Origin of the sequence: Ruegeria lacuscaerulensis, assembly GCF_013034745.1 — a bacterium.
Lineage (GTDB): Bacteria > Pseudomonadota > Alphaproteobacteria > Rhodobacterales > Rhodobacteraceae > Ruegeria > Ruegeria lacuscaerulensis_B.
Genome location: NZ_WQGP01000007.1, coordinates 1 through 15,754, shown reverse-complemented (window position 1 = coordinate 15,754; position 15,754 = coordinate 1). Strand labels below are relative to the sequence as shown.

20 protein-coding genes are annotated in these 15,754 nt (G+C 59.9%); 4 read left to right on the top strand and 16 right to left on the bottom strand.

The features are described from left to right. Nucleotides 1–4: 4 nt before the first annotated feature. Entirely contained in the window at nucleotides 5–1,144 is a 1,140-nt protein-coding gene (locus GOV79_RS14505; protein ID WP_170769870.1) for an alpha-D-ribose 1-methylphosphonate 5-triphosphate diphosphatase, read from the bottom strand. Nucleotides 1,145–1,196: 52 nt separating this feature from the next. Here GOV79_RS14505 and GOV79_RS14500 point away from each other — a divergent pair, with 52 nt between their 5' ends. Continuing rightward, on the top strand, nucleotides 1,197–1,880 hold the full coding sequence (locus tag GOV79_RS14500) for a DUF1045 domain-containing protein (RefSeq protein WP_170790318.1): 684 nt from the start codon (nucleotides 1,197–1,199) through the stop codon (nucleotides 1,878–1,880). Here the strand turns inward: GOV79_RS14500 and phnN are convergent. The 9 genes from phnN to phnG are packed head-to-tail and all read right to left on the bottom strand — an operon-like array spanning nucleotide 1,862 to nucleotide 7,848. Further along, complete coding sequence (gene phnN / locus GOV79_RS14495; RefSeq protein ID WP_170790317.1) at nucleotides 1,862–2,410, bottom strand: phosphonate metabolism protein/1,5-bisphosphokinase (PRPP-forming) PhnN; 549 nt, start codon at nucleotides 2,408–2,410, stop codon at nucleotides 1,862–1,864. The genes GOV79_RS14500 and phnN overlap by 19 nt on opposite strands. Continuing rightward, nucleotides 2,407–3,090 (bottom strand): phosphonate C-P lyase system protein PhnL, encoded by a 684-nt coding sequence (phnL, locus tag GOV79_RS14490; RefSeq protein WP_170790316.1) that lies wholly within the window; start codon nucleotides 3,088–3,090, stop codon nucleotides 2,407–2,409. The genes phnN and phnL overlap by 4 nt, the downstream gene beginning before the upstream one ends. 3 nt (nucleotides 3,091–3,093) lie before the next feature. Then, nucleotides 3,094–3,864 carry a phosphonate C-P lyase system protein PhnK gene (gene phnK / locus GOV79_RS14485; RefSeq protein WP_170790315.1) on the bottom strand — a complete coding sequence of 257 codons (771 nt, stop codon included), beginning with the start codon at nucleotides 3,862–3,864 and terminating at the stop codon, nucleotides 3,094–3,096. A gap of 4 nt (nucleotides 3,865–3,868) precedes the next feature. Continuing rightward, nucleotides 3,869–4,273 carry a VOC family protein gene (locus GOV79_RS14480; protein ID WP_214646777.1) on the bottom strand — a complete coding sequence of 135 codons (405 nt, stop codon included), beginning with the start codon at nucleotides 4,271–4,273 and terminating at the stop codon, nucleotides 3,869–3,871. Then, nucleotides 4,270–5,130, bottom strand: coding sequence for an alpha-D-ribose 1-methylphosphonate 5-phosphate C-P-lyase PhnJ (locus GOV79_RS14475; RefSeq protein WP_170790314.1), 861 nt, complete (start codon nucleotides 5,128–5,130; stop codon nucleotides 4,270–4,272). The genes GOV79_RS14480 and GOV79_RS14475 overlap by 4 nt, the downstream gene beginning before the upstream one ends. After that, nucleotides 5,127–5,723, bottom strand: a complete 597-nt coding sequence (locus GOV79_RS14470) for an HAD family hydrolase (protein ID WP_170790313.1) — start codon at nucleotides 5,721–5,723, stop codon at nucleotides 5,127–5,129. The genes GOV79_RS14475 and GOV79_RS14470 overlap by 4 nt, the downstream gene beginning before the upstream one ends. Further along, entirely contained in the window at nucleotides 5,720–6,811 is a 1,092-nt protein-coding gene (locus GOV79_RS14465) for a carbon-phosphorus lyase complex subunit (RefSeq protein WP_170790312.1), read from the bottom strand. The genes GOV79_RS14470 and GOV79_RS14465 overlap by 4 nt, the downstream gene beginning before the upstream one ends. A 3-nt stretch (nucleotides 6,812–6,814) precedes the next feature. Then, complete coding sequence (gene phnH / locus GOV79_RS14460; protein ID WP_170790311.1) at nucleotides 6,815–7,390, bottom strand: phosphonate C-P lyase system protein PhnH; 576 nt, start codon at nucleotides 7,388–7,390, stop codon at nucleotides 6,815–6,817. After that, the gene (gene phnG / locus GOV79_RS14455) at nucleotides 7,390–7,848 is read right to left on the bottom strand and encodes a phosphonate C-P lyase system protein PhnG (protein WP_170790310.1); all 459 of its coding nucleotides are present in this window, start codon (nucleotides 7,846–7,848) and stop codon (nucleotides 7,390–7,392) included. The genes phnH and phnG overlap by 1 nt, the downstream gene beginning before the upstream one ends. 103 nt (nucleotides 7,849–7,951) lie before the next feature. Here phnG and phnF point away from each other — a divergent pair, with 103 nt between their 5' ends. Then, nucleotides 7,952–8,662 carry a phosphonate metabolism transcriptional regulator PhnF gene (phnF, locus tag GOV79_RS14450; protein WP_170790309.1) on the top strand — a complete coding sequence of 237 codons (711 nt, stop codon included), beginning with the start codon at nucleotides 7,952–7,954 and terminating at the stop codon, nucleotides 8,660–8,662. 161 nt (nucleotides 8,663–8,823) lie between these two features. Here phnF and GOV79_RS14445 read toward each other — a convergent pair whose 3' ends face one another. The 5 genes from GOV79_RS14445 to phnC all read right to left on the bottom strand — a co-directional run bounded on the left by GOV79_RS14445 (nucleotide 8,824) and on the right by phnC (nucleotide 13,541). Next, entirely contained in the window at nucleotides 8,824–9,438 is a 615-nt protein-coding gene (locus GOV79_RS14445; RefSeq protein WP_170790308.1) for an LbetaH domain-containing protein, read from the bottom strand. Between the two features lie 9 nt (nucleotides 9,439–9,447). Further along, the gene (gene phnE, locus GOV79_RS14440; protein WP_170790307.1) at nucleotides 9,448–10,806 is read right to left on the bottom strand and encodes a phosphonate ABC transporter, permease protein PhnE; all 1,359 of its coding nucleotides are present in this window, start codon (nucleotides 10,804–10,806) and stop codon (nucleotides 9,448–9,450) included. After that, the gene (gene phnE, locus GOV79_RS14435; protein WP_170790306.1) at nucleotides 10,803–11,684 is read right to left on the bottom strand and encodes a phosphonate ABC transporter, permease protein PhnE; all 882 of its coding nucleotides are present in this window, start codon (nucleotides 11,682–11,684) and stop codon (nucleotides 10,803–10,805) included. Before phnE (GOV79_RS14435) ends, phnE (GOV79_RS14440) begins: the two co-directional genes overlap by 4 nt. Nucleotides 11,685–11,753: 69 nt before the next feature. Beyond that, nucleotides 11,754–12,656 (bottom strand): phosphonate ABC transporter substrate-binding protein, encoded by a 903-nt coding sequence (phnD, locus tag GOV79_RS14430; RefSeq protein ID WP_170790305.1) that lies wholly within the window; start codon nucleotides 12,654–12,656, stop codon nucleotides 11,754–11,756. Nucleotides 12,657–12,719: 63 nt separating this feature from the next. Next, nucleotides 12,720–13,541, bottom strand: coding sequence for a phosphonate ABC transporter ATP-binding protein (gene phnC / locus GOV79_RS14425; protein WP_170790304.1), 822 nt, complete (start codon nucleotides 13,539–13,541; stop codon nucleotides 12,720–12,722). 163 nt (nucleotides 13,542–13,704) lie between these two features. On the opposite strand from phnC, the gene rpe reads away from it, so the two are divergent. Further along, nucleotides 13,705–14,391 carry a ribulose-phosphate 3-epimerase gene (gene rpe, locus GOV79_RS14420; RefSeq protein WP_170782970.1) on the top strand — a complete coding sequence of 229 codons (687 nt, stop codon included), beginning with the start codon at nucleotides 13,705–13,707 and terminating at the stop codon, nucleotides 14,389–14,391. 114 nt (nucleotides 14,392–14,505) lie between these two features. Beyond that, nucleotides 14,506–14,724: a hypothetical protein gene (locus GOV79_RS14415; protein ID WP_170790303.1), complete on the top strand. Its 219-nt coding sequence runs from the start codon at nucleotides 14,506–14,508 to the stop codon at nucleotides 14,722–14,724. A gap of 54 nt (nucleotides 14,725–14,778) precedes the next feature. Here GOV79_RS14415 and GOV79_RS14410 read toward each other — a convergent pair whose 3' ends face one another. Then, a complete protein-coding gene (locus GOV79_RS14410; protein ID WP_170790302.1) occupies nucleotides 14,779–15,525 on the bottom strand; it encodes an FkbM family methyltransferase in 747 nt (248 codons plus the stop codon). Nucleotides 15,526–15,754: the final 229 nt, after the last annotated feature.

The following is a 15,754-nucleotide window of genomic DNA, read 5'->3' as shown; positions in this document are numbered from 1 at the left end:
CCAATCAGGCCACACGCCGTCCGCGCGACCAAACGCCGTTCAACGCAGGAGCACCTTCGCGCAGACGGAACCGAATGACATCGGCGCGTGCACCTTCACGCAGCTCACCGCGATCCTGCAGACCCACAGCTTGTGCAGGTGTTTGCGTCACAGTGCGCAGACCACGCGCCATATTGCCCCACATATCGCCCAGGCGGGTTGCCGACAGCAGCAGCGCGGCGGGCACATAGTCTGACGACAAAATATCCAGATGGCCCAGATCAGCCAGTTCCTGCGCCGCGACATTGCCGGAATGAGACCCACCCCGGATCACATTGGGCGCCCCCATCATAACCTTGATTCCGTGATCGTGGCAGGCCCGGGCGGCCTCGACCGTGGTAGGGAATTCGGCCAGCGTGATGCCATGCCCCGCCGAAACGGCCACCTGATCCTGCGTCGTGTCATCGTGGCTGGCCAGCATCGCCCCGAACCGTTTGGCGGCCTTGACCGTCTCGACCTCGTGCTGATCGCCGAACCGATCGCGCAACGCCTTCAGTTGTGCCACGTGCTGCAGGAAGTCATCATCGTTCATGCCATGCTTGCCCTTCATGTAGGCCTCAAGCTGGGTCATATCGCGGAACTGCCTCTGGCCGGGCGTGTGATCCATAAGCGACACCAAACCGACGCGATCCTCGGGGCCGAACTCGTCCAGCTCGGCCACGAGGGTTTCCGAGCAGACCTCGGCCCGCAGGTGTAGAAAATGGCTGATCTTCAGCGCATCCTGTTCGCGCAGATCCCACAGTTCGCGCGACAGCTCGCGGGCGTATTTCTTGTAGCGGTTGCCCGATGGGATCGAACCGATGCGCATGGCGTCGAACACAGTGGTGATCCCGGTGCTGGCCAGTTCCGCATCGTGCGCCAAAATCGCCGCCGCGTGGGGCCAGTCGACTTTGGGGCGCGGCTGGATGTGGCGTTCCAGATTGTCCGTGTGCAGTTCGACCAGACCGGGGCAGACATAGTCGCCGCCGCAATCCACTGCGCCGGGCGGCACGGTGCTGCCCGTGGCGATCTCGGCGATGGTTTCACCGGTGACGCGGATGCTGCCTGTGACCGTCTCATCGGGCAGAACCAGCGTGGCATTGGCAAGGATCATTTCTTCTGTCATCTGAACTTCACACGGTATGAGCTATTGGGTAGGCCACGCATAGGAGGCCAATGTGACATTCACGCGATACGCGATCTATTTTGCGCCACCCGACGGGGCCGAGTGGACCCGGTTTGGCACAAGCTGGCTGGGCTGGGACGTTGAGACCGGCGCGACGGTCGCGCACCCCGATATCCCAGATGTTGACGTGGCTGTCGTCACGCAGGTGCCGCGCAAATACGGGCTGCATGCGACGATGAAGCCGCCGTTCCGGCTGCGCGACGGGCAATCCGTTCAAGCGCTGCGCGAGGCTTGCGCGCAGATGGCTGCTGCGCAGGCTCCGGTCACGTTGGAGGGGCTTGAGATCGCACGACTGGGTCGGTTCCTGGCCCTGCGCCCCAAAGGTGACGGGGCCGCGCTGAACGCGCTGGCCGCCGCCTGCGTGCGTGATCTGGACAGCTTCCGCGCGCCCGCATCCGAGGCCGAATTGCAGCGTCGTCGTGGCACCGGGCTGTCGCCAGCGCATGAGGCCAATCTGGTGCAATGGGGATACCCTTACGTGATGGACTCGTTCCGCTTTCACATCACCCTCAGCGGCAAGTTGGACAAACCCACGCTGGCCACCGTTCAGGATGCGTTGGACACGCGGCTTGCGCCCCTGCTGCCCACGCCGTTCCACATCACCGATCTGGCGCTGATGGGCGAGACCGAGGACGGGCGGTTTCACCTGATCCATCGCTATGCCCTTTCCGGCTGAAGCTGGGTCAGGATGGCACTGACCGTCTGGTCCAGCGGACCGGAATTGTCGATCTGCACCACCCGGCGCAATCCATCGGGCAGCGTGATCTGCGCGCGTTCAAGCCGACGAGCCTGATCCGTCGCACTTTCGCGCCCACGCGCCGACAGGCGCTGCGCCAGCACCCGCGGGTCGGCAGTCAGCGAGATCACAACCAGATCACCAAACACCTCTTGCGCGCGCAAAAGCACGGATCGGGACAGGTTCACCAAAACTGCATCCGCCTGCCCCCGCAGCTGCTGGATGCTTTGGGGCACCCCATACAGCAACCCATGGGCCGGCCAGTGCAGGGCAAAGGCATCCTCATCCACCATCTGCTGAAATGTGCCTTCGGAGACCCGGTCGAAATCTTCGCCGTCCTCGCCCTCGGGGCGGGTGATCACCCGGCGCATCCGGTGAATACGTGCGGAGCGCGCCTCTAGCGCCTCGATCACGCTGTCCTTGCCAACGCCCGAGGGTCCGACGACCGCAATGACCGGTGCAAGGGTCATGCGGCCATCCCCGGTGTGAAATCCGATACGTTGATCTCACGGTCGCACACCCGTTCACGCGCGCCGACATCGTGGAAAATGCCGATGATCGCCGCACCGCGCGCCTTCGCTTCTTCGATCAGGCTCAGCACGGTTTCACGGTTCTGCACGTCAAGCGAGGCGGTGGGCTCATCCAGCAGCATCGCCGGATAGTCGTGCGCAAAGCCTCGCGCGATGTTCACGCGCTGCTGCTCGCCGCCCGAAAAGGTCGTGGGGCTGAGCGTCCAGAGGCGCTCAGGAATGTTCAGCCGGGCCAGTAGCCCTGCCGCCTTATCGAGCGCCGCCTGACGGTCGCATCCGACGGCCAGCAGAGGCTCGGCCACCACCTCAAGCGTCGGCACGCGCGGCACCACCCGCAGGAACTGGCTGACATAGCCCAGAGTGTCCCGCCGCAGGGCCAGAATCTCGCGCGGCTCAGCCTGCGCCACATCCACGCCGCCCACCATGACTTGCCCCGAGGCGGCCAGATAGTTGCCATAGATCACCCGCATCAGGGTGGATTTGCCCGCCCCGGACGCTCCGGTCAAAGCCACGCATTCCCCGGGGGCCACGCTGAGTGTCGCGCCCTCCATCACAGGGATCACCGCGCTGCCCTGATTGTGCAGGGTAAAGCTTTTGCTGACGTTGTTCAGTTCAATCATCTCTCACACCTGCAACACGCTTGAGACCAGCAACTGCGTGTACGCATGTTGCGGATCGTCCAGCACCTGATCGGTCAGGCCGGATTCGACCACATGACCGTCTTTCATCACCATCAGCCGGTCCGCCAACAGGCGCACCACAGCCAGATCATGCGTGACGATGATGGCGCTCAACCCCATCTCGCGCACCAACCCGCGCAGCAAATCCAGCAGACGCGCCTGAACCGAAACATCCAGCCCGCCCGTCGGTTCATCCATGAAAACCAGCCGAGGCCCGGTCACCAGATTGCGCGCGATCTGCAACCGCTGCTGCATCCCACCGGAAAAGGCGGTGGGGCGGTCATCGACGCGGTTCGCTTCGATCTCGACCCGGCCCAGCCAGTCGATGGCCTTGTCGCGGATGTCACCATAGTGACGGTCGCCCACGGCCATCAGACGCTCACCAATATTACCGCCCGCGCTGACTGTCATACGCAGCCCGTCGCGGGCGTGCTGGTGGACAAAGGCCCAGTCGGTACGACCCAGCATCCGGCGCTCGGGTTCCGACATCGTCACCGTATCCACCGGCCCGTCGGTTCGCGTATCGAAAACAACCCGCCCCCCGTCCGGTTCGAGATGACCGGCCAGACAATTCAGTAACGTCGACTTGCCCGAGCCGCTTTCGCCCACAATTCCCATCACCTCACCGGGATAGAGATCAAAGCTGACGTCGGTACAGCCGATCCGGGTGCCATAGGTTTTTCGGATGTTCTGAACGCTTAACAGCGGGGTCATGGCTCTACCTCGGATCATAGGCAAATTCGATCCGATTGCCGCCAGGCTCTTGGATCATGAAATGGATTTTTGGCCCAGCACCCGAAGGTTCGGGGGCAAATTCCACCTGAACGCCGGGCCAGTCTTTCACAGCGGCAAACACCACATCCAAAGACTCGCGCGACGGGATTTTGAACGCCACATGGTGCAACCCGACATTGGCATGACGATCGAAGCCGTGCTGATCTTCGCCCTTTTGCTGCCACAGCGTCAGAACCGCCGAGCCGTTGCTGATAAAGGCCGAGGGGTATTCGGGCCGTCCACCGACCACATCCCAGCCCAGCGCCTCGACAAAGAACGCCTTGGTCGCCTCAAGGTCCGAAACCGTCAGGCCCAGATGATCAATTCCCAGTACGTGTTCACGCATCATGCTGCATCCTCCTTGGCCAAACGCCCTTCGTGCCCCGCAGCGCGGCGTGAGCGGCAGTAATCGGTGTCGGAGCAGACAAACATTCGGTTGCCCGCATCATCCATGATCAACTCGTCCAGATAGCTGTCTTCGGCCCCGCACAGGTCGCAGGGATGGTCTGCCTTGGTCGCCTCGAACGGATGGTCCTCGAAGTCGAGGCTGACGACCTTGGTGTACGGCGGCACCGCATAGATGCGCTGCTCGCGCCCCGCGCCGAACAGCTGGATCGCGTCCATTTCCAGCTTGGGGTTGTCGAATTTAGGGATCGGAGACGGATCCATCACATAGCGCCCGGACACTTTTACCGGATAGGCGTATGAGGTCGAAATTGCCCCGTGCTGACTAATATCTTCATACAGCTTCACATGCATCAGTCCGTATTCTTCAAGCGCGTGCATCTTGCGCGTTTCCGTCTCACGCGGTTCCAGAAAGCGCAGAGGCTCGGGGATCGGCACCTGATAGACCAGTATCTGATCCTCGGTCAGCTTGGCCTCGGGGATCCGGTGGCGGGTCTGGATGACAGTGGCCTTTTCGGTTTCTTCGGTGGTCGCGACCCCGGCGGTGTTCTCAAAGAACTTACGGATCGAGACCGCGTTAGTCGTGTCATCCGCGCCCTGATCAATCACCTTGAACGTATCATCCGGCGTCAGCGTCGCGGCCGAGACCTGCACCCCGCCGGTGCCCCAGCCATAAGGCATCGGCATCTCGCGGCTGGCAAAGGGCACCTGATATCCAGGTATCGCCAGTCCTTTGAGGATCGCCCGCCGGATCATCCGCTTGGTTTGCTCGTCGAGATAGGCGAAATTGTACTCACTCATAGTATTCCCCTCTCGGACAATTCAGTTTCCAGTGCTTCGGCGCCGACAAAATGAATAGCGTCCATTCCTACAGCACGCGCGCCTTCGACATTGTGCAAACCATCGTCGATGAACACGCAGTTTTGGGGCTGAACAGCGGCCCGTTCGCACAGAAGTCTAAAAATACGCGGATCAGGCTTCATGACGCCTTCCTGACCCGACACCACCAACGTGCCGAACACCTCACCCAACCGGGGATGCACTTTCAGACCCTCTGGCCAGGTTTCGGCCGACCAATTGGTAATAGCGTGGACGGGGGTTCCATTCGCCTTGAGGCAATCGAGGATATCCCAAGTGCCGTTAACCGCGTTCTGAACAGTGAGTGTATATCGCTCCACGTAGGAGGCGAACAGGTTCTGATCCTCCGGGTCCGCCAACTCTTTGGCCATATCCGCGAACCGCTCGCCATTGTCTCCCCGCGCGTTTTTGGCTTTGAACCCGGTGCGTTCGATAAAGGCATGGGCGGCGTCCTCGGACCCCAGATCGTCAACCCAGGCAAGATGGGGGTGCCAATCAACCAATACGCCGCCGATATCGAATACAACGACCTTCATTCCGCAGCCTCCTTGGGCGTGATCCGTTCCTCAGCCTCGCGGCGCAGTTTTCGGACCAATTCCAGTTCGGACTGGAAATCCACGTAATGCGGTAGCTTGATATGTTCCAAGAAACCGGTGGCCTGAATGTTGTCGGCATGGCTTAGGACAAATTCCTCATCCTGCGCGGGCGCGCCCAAATTGTCCTCGCCCAGCTCCTTCCAACGCAGCGCGCGATCGACCAGAGCCATGGCAATGGATTTACGCTCGGATTGACCAAAGACCAAACCATAACCGCGGGTGAACTGAGGTGGTTCGGTTTTTGAGCCCTTGAACTGGTTGACCGTCTCGCATTCGGTCAACTCGACTTCACCGATTTCGATGGCAAAGCCCAGTTCCGGAATATCCATCTCAACCGCGACGCTGCCAATTCGCAGTTCGCCCACGAACGCATGGTTGCGGGCGTATCCGCGTTGCGTGGAATACGCCATACCCAACACGAACCCTTCATCCCCGCGGGTCAGGGATTGCAGACGCAGGGGACGGGTCGAGGGGAACTCCATCGGTTCACGTGTCAGGTCGCCCGGTGTTTCGTCGCTTGTGAGCTCATCCTGAATGATGTCCTCACCCTTGAGGAATTCGGTGATATGTGGCGTTGGCTCGGTGCGCGGCGCGGCTTCGGGCGCAATCGGGTCGCCGCCTTCTGCGGCCAGTTTGAAATCCAGCAAACGATGGGTGTAGTCGAAGGTCGGCCCCAGCACCTGCCCGCCGGGCGCATCCTTGAACGTGGCCGAAATGCGCCGGTCGCAGGCCATGTTGCCTGTCGCAACCGGGTTGGTGTACCCAAAGCGCGGCAGCGTCGTGCGGTAGGCTCGGATCAGGAAAATCGCCTCGATCAGATCTCCGCGCGCCTGTTTGATCGCCAGTGCAGCAAGATCAGGGTCATACAGCGACCCTTCCGCCATCACCCGGTTCACTGCAAGGCTTAGTTGTTCGCGGATTTGGGCGACGCTCAGCTCGGCCACGTCCAGCGCGCCTCGGCGCTCTTCGGCCAGCCAGGCATGGGCGTTCTCGATCGCCTTCTCACCCCCTTTGACAGCGACATACATCGGTTACACCTCCGCGCTGATCTGGGTACTGCGCGGCAAGGCCGCTACGGTTGCACCAGATGTGAAAAAGAAATCGCAGCCCAGCGGATAAAGCGCCGCGTTGGCTTGCAGCGCCGGAATATCAGGCAGCGACAGTCGGGCCGTGTCCCGGATTCCCGGTCCTGACAACTGGGCCCCCTGCGCTCTCAGACCATCACACTCCACGATCAGGGTGGCCGAGCGGTCAGGATATTCTGCCGTCCCAATGCGGTATTGCCCGATCGGCAACAGCGCTTGCCACGTACCGACCACGAAGTCGGCCTGCGCTGCATCCGTAAAGGGTGCGCCGGTGTGGAATGTCAGCCATTGCCGCACGGCATCCGTGTCTAACTCTCCGGCCAGACAAACCTTGGTGTCGGGGTCACACAATGTCAGCAGCAACGTGCCCGCCGCAACCGATAGCGGCGCAGGTGGCTGTGCCCCGGCCAGCGTTCTGATCTCACCCGGCCGCGCCATAACGGTCATCGCGGCGCGAAAGGCGTGAGACGATTGAACCGGAGCATTGTCGAATCCACCCGAAAACTGAGCTTGTGCGGTCATCAATCCTCTCCCCGAACCAGCGTGAAGAACTCAACCTTGGTGGCAGCAGCTTTGGCCGCGCGCCGGGTGCGGTCTGCCTGCACACCCTCTGACAAAGGCGCGATCACCTGCGCACGCACGTCATTCGCCGCTGCCGTTTGCATCAACGCGTCAATCAGCGCGGCAGCCTCGGATTTCGGCTTGGACCGGCCCTGGACATAGCCATGCCCGACCGTGCCATCCTCCAACACCACCGAACACCGGGTAACGGTCATTTCCCCCAGGTTGAATGGGGCACCCGTAGCCCCCGCACGACCCCGCACCATAACGCCGCCGATTTCAGGGCGTCGCAGCCATTCAAAGCGCGGAGGCGTGGCATATTTCTGCCAAAGGGCCATTAATGCGTCTTCGGGCGCGCGGGCCAGAAGACCCATCCACGCCCGACGCGCTTCGGTGTTGATTTCTGACAATTCCGTCATCGGACCCTCTTGGATGGGTTGTCTATTTATACTATACAACTAGACAAATATTACACCTCAACGGTACCTTCCGCAATCCACCGGTGCATGAAGATTTGATGACATGAGTAAAACACCCATCTGGAAAAGCATCGCGTTGGCCCTGATCTCAGATATTGCCGAAGGCCGCTATGACACTGGCGACCGACTGCCGACCGAGGCGCAACTGGCCGCCAAGCATGGTGTGAACCGCCATACGGTGCGACGCGCTCTGGCAGACCTGACCGAGCAAGGGCTAGTTCACCCCCGGCGCGGAGCAGGTGTCTTTGTGGCAGCGCGACCCACCGACTATCCGATCGGAAAACGCGTCAGGTACCACCAAAGCATATCGGCCAGCGGAAAAATTCCGGGCAAGAAAATCCTGAGCCTGACAACGCGAACGTCCGATGCGGCCGAGGCCGAGGCCCTGAGTCTGACCCCCGGCGATCCGGTGCACGTCTATGACGGCTTGTCTTTAGCGGATGGTCAGCCGATCGCTCTGTTTCAAAGCGTCTTTCCGGCCAAGCGCCTGCCCAAAATACTGACCGCCTTGTCCGAGACGCAATCCGTGACCAAAGCATTGCAACGCTGTGGGATCGACGACTACACCCGCCACTCCACCCGCCTGACCGCACGCGCCGCGAGCGCAACCCAGGCTTTGCACCTGCGCTTGCCCGAGGGTGCCCCTGTCCTGCATTCGATCGGTATCAACATAGCGCCCGATGGCACACCCATCGAATATGGCCGCACCACATTTGCCGGTGAGCGCGTTACTCTGACACTTGGGGATGATTGAGCCCAAAATGCTCCCGCCCGTCTTCAACCTCCTGCCGGAGGTCTCATCCTGTTGGGCATAGCGCCGCGCAAAGCGCGGCGCCGGGCCCAAGGCCGCTAGCGGGTATCGGCGTAGCCGATGCGTGCGCGGGCGCGGGAGGACCACGCCCACACATGTTGCGGCTACTCGTATTTCTCTAGGAAGGCTTCCGCCTGCAGCGACCGGAAATCCGGAAGCGCAGCCCGCAGGCGCGCATTGTCCCAATCCCACCAGGCCAAGGCCAGCATTCGTTCCGCGACGCCAGCGGGGTATCTCGGCCGGATCGGAGCAGCCGTCACACCACCTACAATGGTGTATGGTGTGACATCCTTGGTCACGACCGCGCCTGAGGCCACAATCGCACCGTGACCAATTGTGACTTCGGGTTTGATGATCGCAGCATGGCCGACCCACGTGTCATGACCAATCACGGTCATCCGACTGGCGCGATGTTCGAACCAAGCTGCATCATCTTCTACGTCATCCCAATAATCCGCCGAACGATACAGGAAGTGATGCAACGAGGCTTTCTCCATCGGGTGATCCGTTGCACCGACCCGGGTAAAACTGGCGATGTTGGCAAACTTGCCGATCTGTGCGTTCGCGATATCACAGGTCCTGTCACAATATGAATAGTTCCCAAGCTCCACATTGGCCAATCGCGTCCCGGCACCAATTTCGACATACGCGCCGAATGTGCTGTTGGTGATCGCACAATCTGGGTGGATAAACGGTTGATCGGAACTCAGTCGTGCCATGTGATTTCCTTAGCTCGCGGATAACGCGATCTTTGCCTTTTTCCGTTGCGGCTTCGTTTCGCCCTGGATCAATCGGCGGCGCAACCAGCCCGAGAACCAATCCATCAGCATCACCATCAGGATGATCAGAACGATGTAGTAGGCAACCTCTTCCCAGTCTTTCTGGGTGATGATGGACTGCGTCAGCAACAAGCCGATCCCACCGCCCGTAATCGCACCAATCACAGTGGCGCTGCGCGTGTTGGATTCGAGGAAATAGAGCAACTGGCTGAGCAGCACCGGCGTCACCTGCGGGATCACCCCGAACCGATAACGTTGCGGCGCATTGGCTCCGGTCGATTGGACGCCTTCGATCTGTTTTTGATCCACATTCTCCAGCGCTTCCGAAAAAATCTTGCCGAACGTCCCCGTGTCTGTCACCAGAATGGCCAGCGCACCCGTCAGCGGACCGGGTCCGAATGCCCGCGCCAGAACGACGGTCCAGATCAGAGCGTCCACACCGCGCACAAAATCAAACACCCGGCGCGTGAGAAACCGAACCGAACGCAGCGGGTTGAAATTGCGGGTCGCAAGGAAAGCCAGCGGCAGGGCCACAATGCCTGCCCCCAAGGTTCCGAGGAAGGCCATCAGGATCGTCTCGAAAATGGCCCAAGCCACGTCCTGATGGCGCCACATCTTGTTGGTCCAGAAATCATTCAGGATCGCGCCCGCCTCACCATTTGCGGCCAGCCCGATGAGTTGCGGGACCGACTTGCCATAGTAGGGGCTATCGAGGGTGAAGAAGAACAGCTCCCACCCGTTGAAATAGCGGAACACCTCGGACCGGTTGCGCGTCACAGTCAGGCGGCCCGCATCCGTGGTGATCGCCATCCGGTTCTTTGAGACATTGATCCAATCGGGCACGTCGCCTGCGGGTAGCTCGGCCTGAACGCCCGCCGAACGGGTCGGCGTTGCACGCACCGTGCCATACCCTGGGATGTCATATTCCACCGTCTCAGGGCCAAACCGCACGATATGGCCGTCTTCCAAATCAATCACCGTGGTCTCGCCCAGAGCGACCCAATCCGGCGCTTGGCCTTCGGGATAAGCGCCCTTGCGCTCACCTTCGATTGCGGCCGAGACTTCACCTGTGCGATTGTCACGCTCGATGTGGGTTTTGTAACTGTAGCTGTCAGCCACAAGCGTCTTGCCGTTTTCCCAGTTGGCGCGTCCGGCCAATCCGGGCACGTCGAAAGCGAAAAACACATAGGTCAGATAGACCAGCACCAACGCAGGCAATCCAAAATTGATCAGGCGCTTTCGGCTGAACAGACGATCAGCCTCGGCCTTCAACTCATGAAGGGTGAGGTCAGTGGCGAAGGTGCTCATTTCCGCGCTCCTTTCTCGGATCCGTGGGTCAGGCGATCACGCAGATGGCCCGAGATTTGGTCGACCACAACGATGGTGACGAACAACAGCAAGAAAATCGCGGCAGCCTGATCGTACTTGCCCTGCCCCCAAGACATCGAGTTGCGCAGCTCATAGCCAAGACCACCTGCACCGACGAAACCCAGAATGGCCGAGGCGCGAATGTTGATCTCGAACCGCAGCAGCGCGTAGCTGACATAGTTCGGCCCAACCTGAGGGATCACGCCCAGGTACATGCGCTGCGACCAGTTCGCGCCGACCGAAGCCAAACCCTCGACCGGTTTCAATGAGGCGTTCTCATTCACCTCAGAAAACAACTTGCCCAGTGCGCCAGCCGTATGGATTGCAATGGCGATCATCGCCGGAACCGGGCCGCCACCCAGAATAAAGATCAGGACCAGAGCGATCACGATTTCAGGGATTGCGCGGCAGATATCGGCGATACGCCGGAACAGGGGGATCAGCGCAGGCCAAAGCGCCATTCCGCGTGTGGACATCAGCGCTAGGAACGTACCCGCAATGGTGCCGATCAGCGTAGATGCGGCGGCGATGTTGATCGTTTCAACCAGCGCAGGGAAGAACTTGACCAGATTGGCAGGCAACGCGTCGATCTTTTCCCAGGCTTCTGACAGCACCTCTGCCGGGTAGTCAAAGATACGGTGCCAACCATCCGCAAAACTGCCTGCGTTGCGGTCATCCGCTGTGCGGAACCCGGCGGCCATCAAGGCCACGAAAACGATCAGAAGAATACCACCATAGACCCGCTTGCGTCGTGTCATCTCGGTATAGTCGGCCCGGATCTGGTCGACGGTCGGGGACCCTGCGGTCAGGTCTGTCATGGAATGCTCCTGAGTGGAAAACGGGGCCCGGCTTGGAACACCGGACCCCGGTCTTAGGGGTGTGCAGGCTTAGTTGGACTTCAGCTTGCGCGCTTCGATGATGATCTCATACGCGTCATGCGTGATCGGCTCGAACGCGCGGGCTTCACCAGCAGCAACGCCGTAGAAGCACTCACGGTCTTTCTCAGCCAGACCCGCCATCAGGGCGGTCATTTTCTCTTTTACGTCTGCAGGCAGCGCGGTGCGCAGAACAACCGGACCTTCGGGGATCGGCTTGGATTTCCAAATCTGGACCATGTCGTTCATGTCGACCAGACCGGCATCAACAGCGCGACGCAGCGCGCCCGACTGATACCCATCTTCCCAATCGCCCAGGCCGTCAGCCCAAGTCACGCCACCATCGACGTCACCGTTGTTCACGGCAACGATGGTCTGCTCGTGGCCACCGGTGAATTTCACCTCACCGAAATAGTCGCCCGATTCCATGGTGGAACCCGTTGCCGCAGGTATTTCGATCGACGGGATCAGGTAGCCAGAGGTCGAGTTCGGATCGCCAAAACCAAAGGTCTTGCCCTTCATGTCTTCCAGCGAGGTGATGCCGCTGTCTTTGCGCGCAAAACCGATCGAGAAATAGCCATAACCGCCATCGGTGTTGACCTTGACCAGAACCGGCTCGACCGCTTCGGGATCAGACAAGTAGGTTTTCGCATAACCCGAAGCACCCAGCCACGCCATGTCGATGGTGCCGCCCAGTAGGCCCTGGATCACGCCGTCATAGTCAGCCGGTGCAAACAGTTTGGTTTCAACACCCAGTGTTTCCTCGGTGTATTCGCGCAGGCATTCGTTGTTGTTCAGACGGTCCTGAGCGTTTTCACCGCCCAGAATGCCGATGCGGAATTCGTTGATATCCGCGGCCAGGGCCGGCGCGGCCATTGCAGTTGTGGCCACTAGGGCTGCCATCAGTTTTTTCATCTGTTTCTCTCCGGTTTGATATGCCGGCCTTTCATCGGCCGGTCGATGAAAGGGGTAGTTGGCTTAGATGGTTGCTTCTGCTTCCATCAGGGCCTTCCGAGTCGCATCCAGCGTCTCAATCTCGGTCGATGTCGCCTCTTCCGAGAAGCTGGCATCAGCGCCATAGATCTCGCGGGCGACGCCGGTTGTCAGTTGCTCAGGCAGGCCGTCGAACACGATGCGACCGTCACGCATACCGACAACGCGGTCGCAATAGCGACGAGCCGTATCCAGCGTGTGTAGGTTGGCGATTACTGTGCGGCCGTCTTCTTCATGGATGCGGCGCAGTGCCTGCATGACGACCTGCGCATTCATCGGGTCCAGCGAGGCAATGGGTTCGTCCGCCAGAATTATGCTTGGATCCTGCATCAGCGCGCGCGCAATGGCGACCCGCTGTTGCTGCCCACCTGACAGCGCCTCGGCCCGTTTGGGTGCGTGCTCTGCAATGCCCAGACGGTCAAGAATATCGATGGCGCGGTGAATTTCCTCCATCGGAAATAGGTTAAACATGGTCGCCAATGTCGAATGGCGGTTCAGCGTACCATGCAGCACGTTCGACACCACATCCATGCGCGGCACCAGATTGAACTGTTGGAAGATCATCGCGCAATCGGCCTGCCAGGCACGCTTGTCGCGGCCCTTCAGCTTGGTGACTTCACGTCCTTGGAAAGTGATCTCGCCTTCGCTGGCGTCCGTCAGACGGTTGATCATCCGCAGCAAGGTCGATTTCCCTGCACCGGAACGACCGATGATCCCGATCATGCAAGGTTTGTCCACGTCCAGCGTGGCCCGGTCCACGGCGATATTGTCGCCAAAGCGCTTGGTCAGTTTTTCGATACGCAGCACGTGCCACCCCCAATACATGTTGGCGGTCAGCTACAGATCCTGCTCAACGAATATGTGTCAGGGCAGTGAAAGTTTTGTAACGGCGCAAAATGCGCGGGGGCTACCCTTTGTAGGACGTCGGCGGTATATGCGACGACGACTCTACTGATGACATGAGGCCGCCATGAGCTTTGACCGCACCATCAAGATCGCACCGTCGATCCTCTCCGCCGATTTCGCCAATTTCGGGGCCGAGATTCAGGCCATCGAAGCCCAGGGCGCCGATTGGGTCCATGTGGATGTGATGGACGGTCATTTCGTACCTAACCTGACCTTCGGCCCTCCGGCGGTCAAAGCGTTCCGACCGCATGTGAAAACGGTGATGGATGTCCATCTGATGATCACTCCGGTCGATCCTTACATTCAGGCCTATGCCGATGCCGGAGCCGACATCCTGACCGCGCACATTGAGGCAGGGCCGCACACTCACCGAACCCTGCAAGCGATCCGCGCTGCTGGCATGAAGGCTGGTGTTGCCCTGAACCCCGGCACCCCGGCCGAGGCGGTCGAACACCTGTTAGACCTGACTGATCTGGTTTGTGTGATGACCGTGAACCCCGGTTTTGGCGGGCAGAAATTCATCGACATGACCGACAAGGTCCGCCGTCTGCGCCAGATGATCGGCGACCGCCCCATCCATATTGAGATCGACGGCGGCGTCGATCCAAACACCGCCCCACTGGTCGCGGCGGCCGGTGCAGACGTTCTGGTCGCAGGGTCGGCTGTGTTCAAAGGCGGATCAGTCTCGACCCCCGAAGTATATGGCGAGAACATCCGCACCGTGCGCGCCGCCGCAGAAACAGCACTTTAACGCCTTCGGGCCATGCACCTGCTGCACTGCGGCTATGCCTGATTTCAGCTACCTAATCGCACAAGCTGCGATTAGGTTTCGGACTGTCAGAATTCAAACCTATGGCGTGTTTCCATGTCCAAACCCTCTTCACCCCGCCCGTACAGCTTTAACCCCGTTGGCCTGACCGGGCGCTTGCCGCATAGATTGCGCACAGCACTGCACAAGCTGTCCAAGGCGCGATCTTCGGCTCGACGCATCCGTGCCTATTGGGTCATGAGCGATCAGGACCTGCGCGCACGCAGCTTGAGACGCGAAGACATCATCCGACTGGTTCTGGCGGATGTGATCTAAACACAGTCCCCACCCAAGGCGATTTGTGGTGCAGGGCTCAGGCGCATCCCTGCGCTATTTGGCTTTGCTTGTCATCCGGGACAGCTTTGCGTCCCGATAGTCAAATTTCGCGCTGCGATAGGGCGCGAAGATCGCGTCGCAATCCGTGGCATCTGGTGATGGAGGCCGAATGAAATCGTGCAGTTCAAAGCCCTGCTCGGCCATCACTGCCACAAAGTCACTGAACCTATAACCACCTTGGTATCGCCGCCGAACCGAGACCTCGGCCAGAACAAAGGCGCAGTTTTGCAGCATTTCGCTTGCGCCCTTGATCACCTCAATCTCGAACCCTTCGGTATCGATCTTCAGGCCAAAAGGCCCATCGTAAGAACGCGCAATCTCATCCAACGTGCGGATGGGCACCAGTCTTTCCTCAATGCCGGACGTATGCGCACTGGCGGCTTCGTCAAAGGCCATCATCGTAGCGCGCGTTCCCAGCACTCGGCCAGCAACTGTCGGTATATGAAGGGTGGTCTGCCCGTTTTCCGCGCCAACACCGCAGGCATGGAAGTCGAAATCAATTTTGTCGCCCCAATTCTTGCGCAGCTTAATTTCATAGTCCGCGATCGGCTCGACCAGAACAAATTTCGCCTTTGGAAAGGCCTCATACAGATGAGAGGTGCCCGACGCGACGCCAACATCGAAAATAGTGGCGGCCTCAAAGCCCAGGCTTGCGATATAGTCCCCGCTCTCTCTATTGACCGATACTTGATAGCCGCGACGTTTCAGACGCCGAGCCAATCGAATTTCGATGTCATCCATAGGTGAATTCTCCGTTGGCGCGCCTAACACAGTCGGCGAAGCAGTCGAGCTAAAGAAACATCGCTTTGCCACAAGCACAACGAAAAAGGCCGCCCCCTATGGAACGGCCTTCTTTAGTTCAACGTTTAGGGCCGAGATTATTCGACGAATAATCTCAGCACCTTCACTGATTACTCAGTGATTTTCGACACAACGCCGGCGCCGACAGTGCGGCCGCCTTCGCGGATCG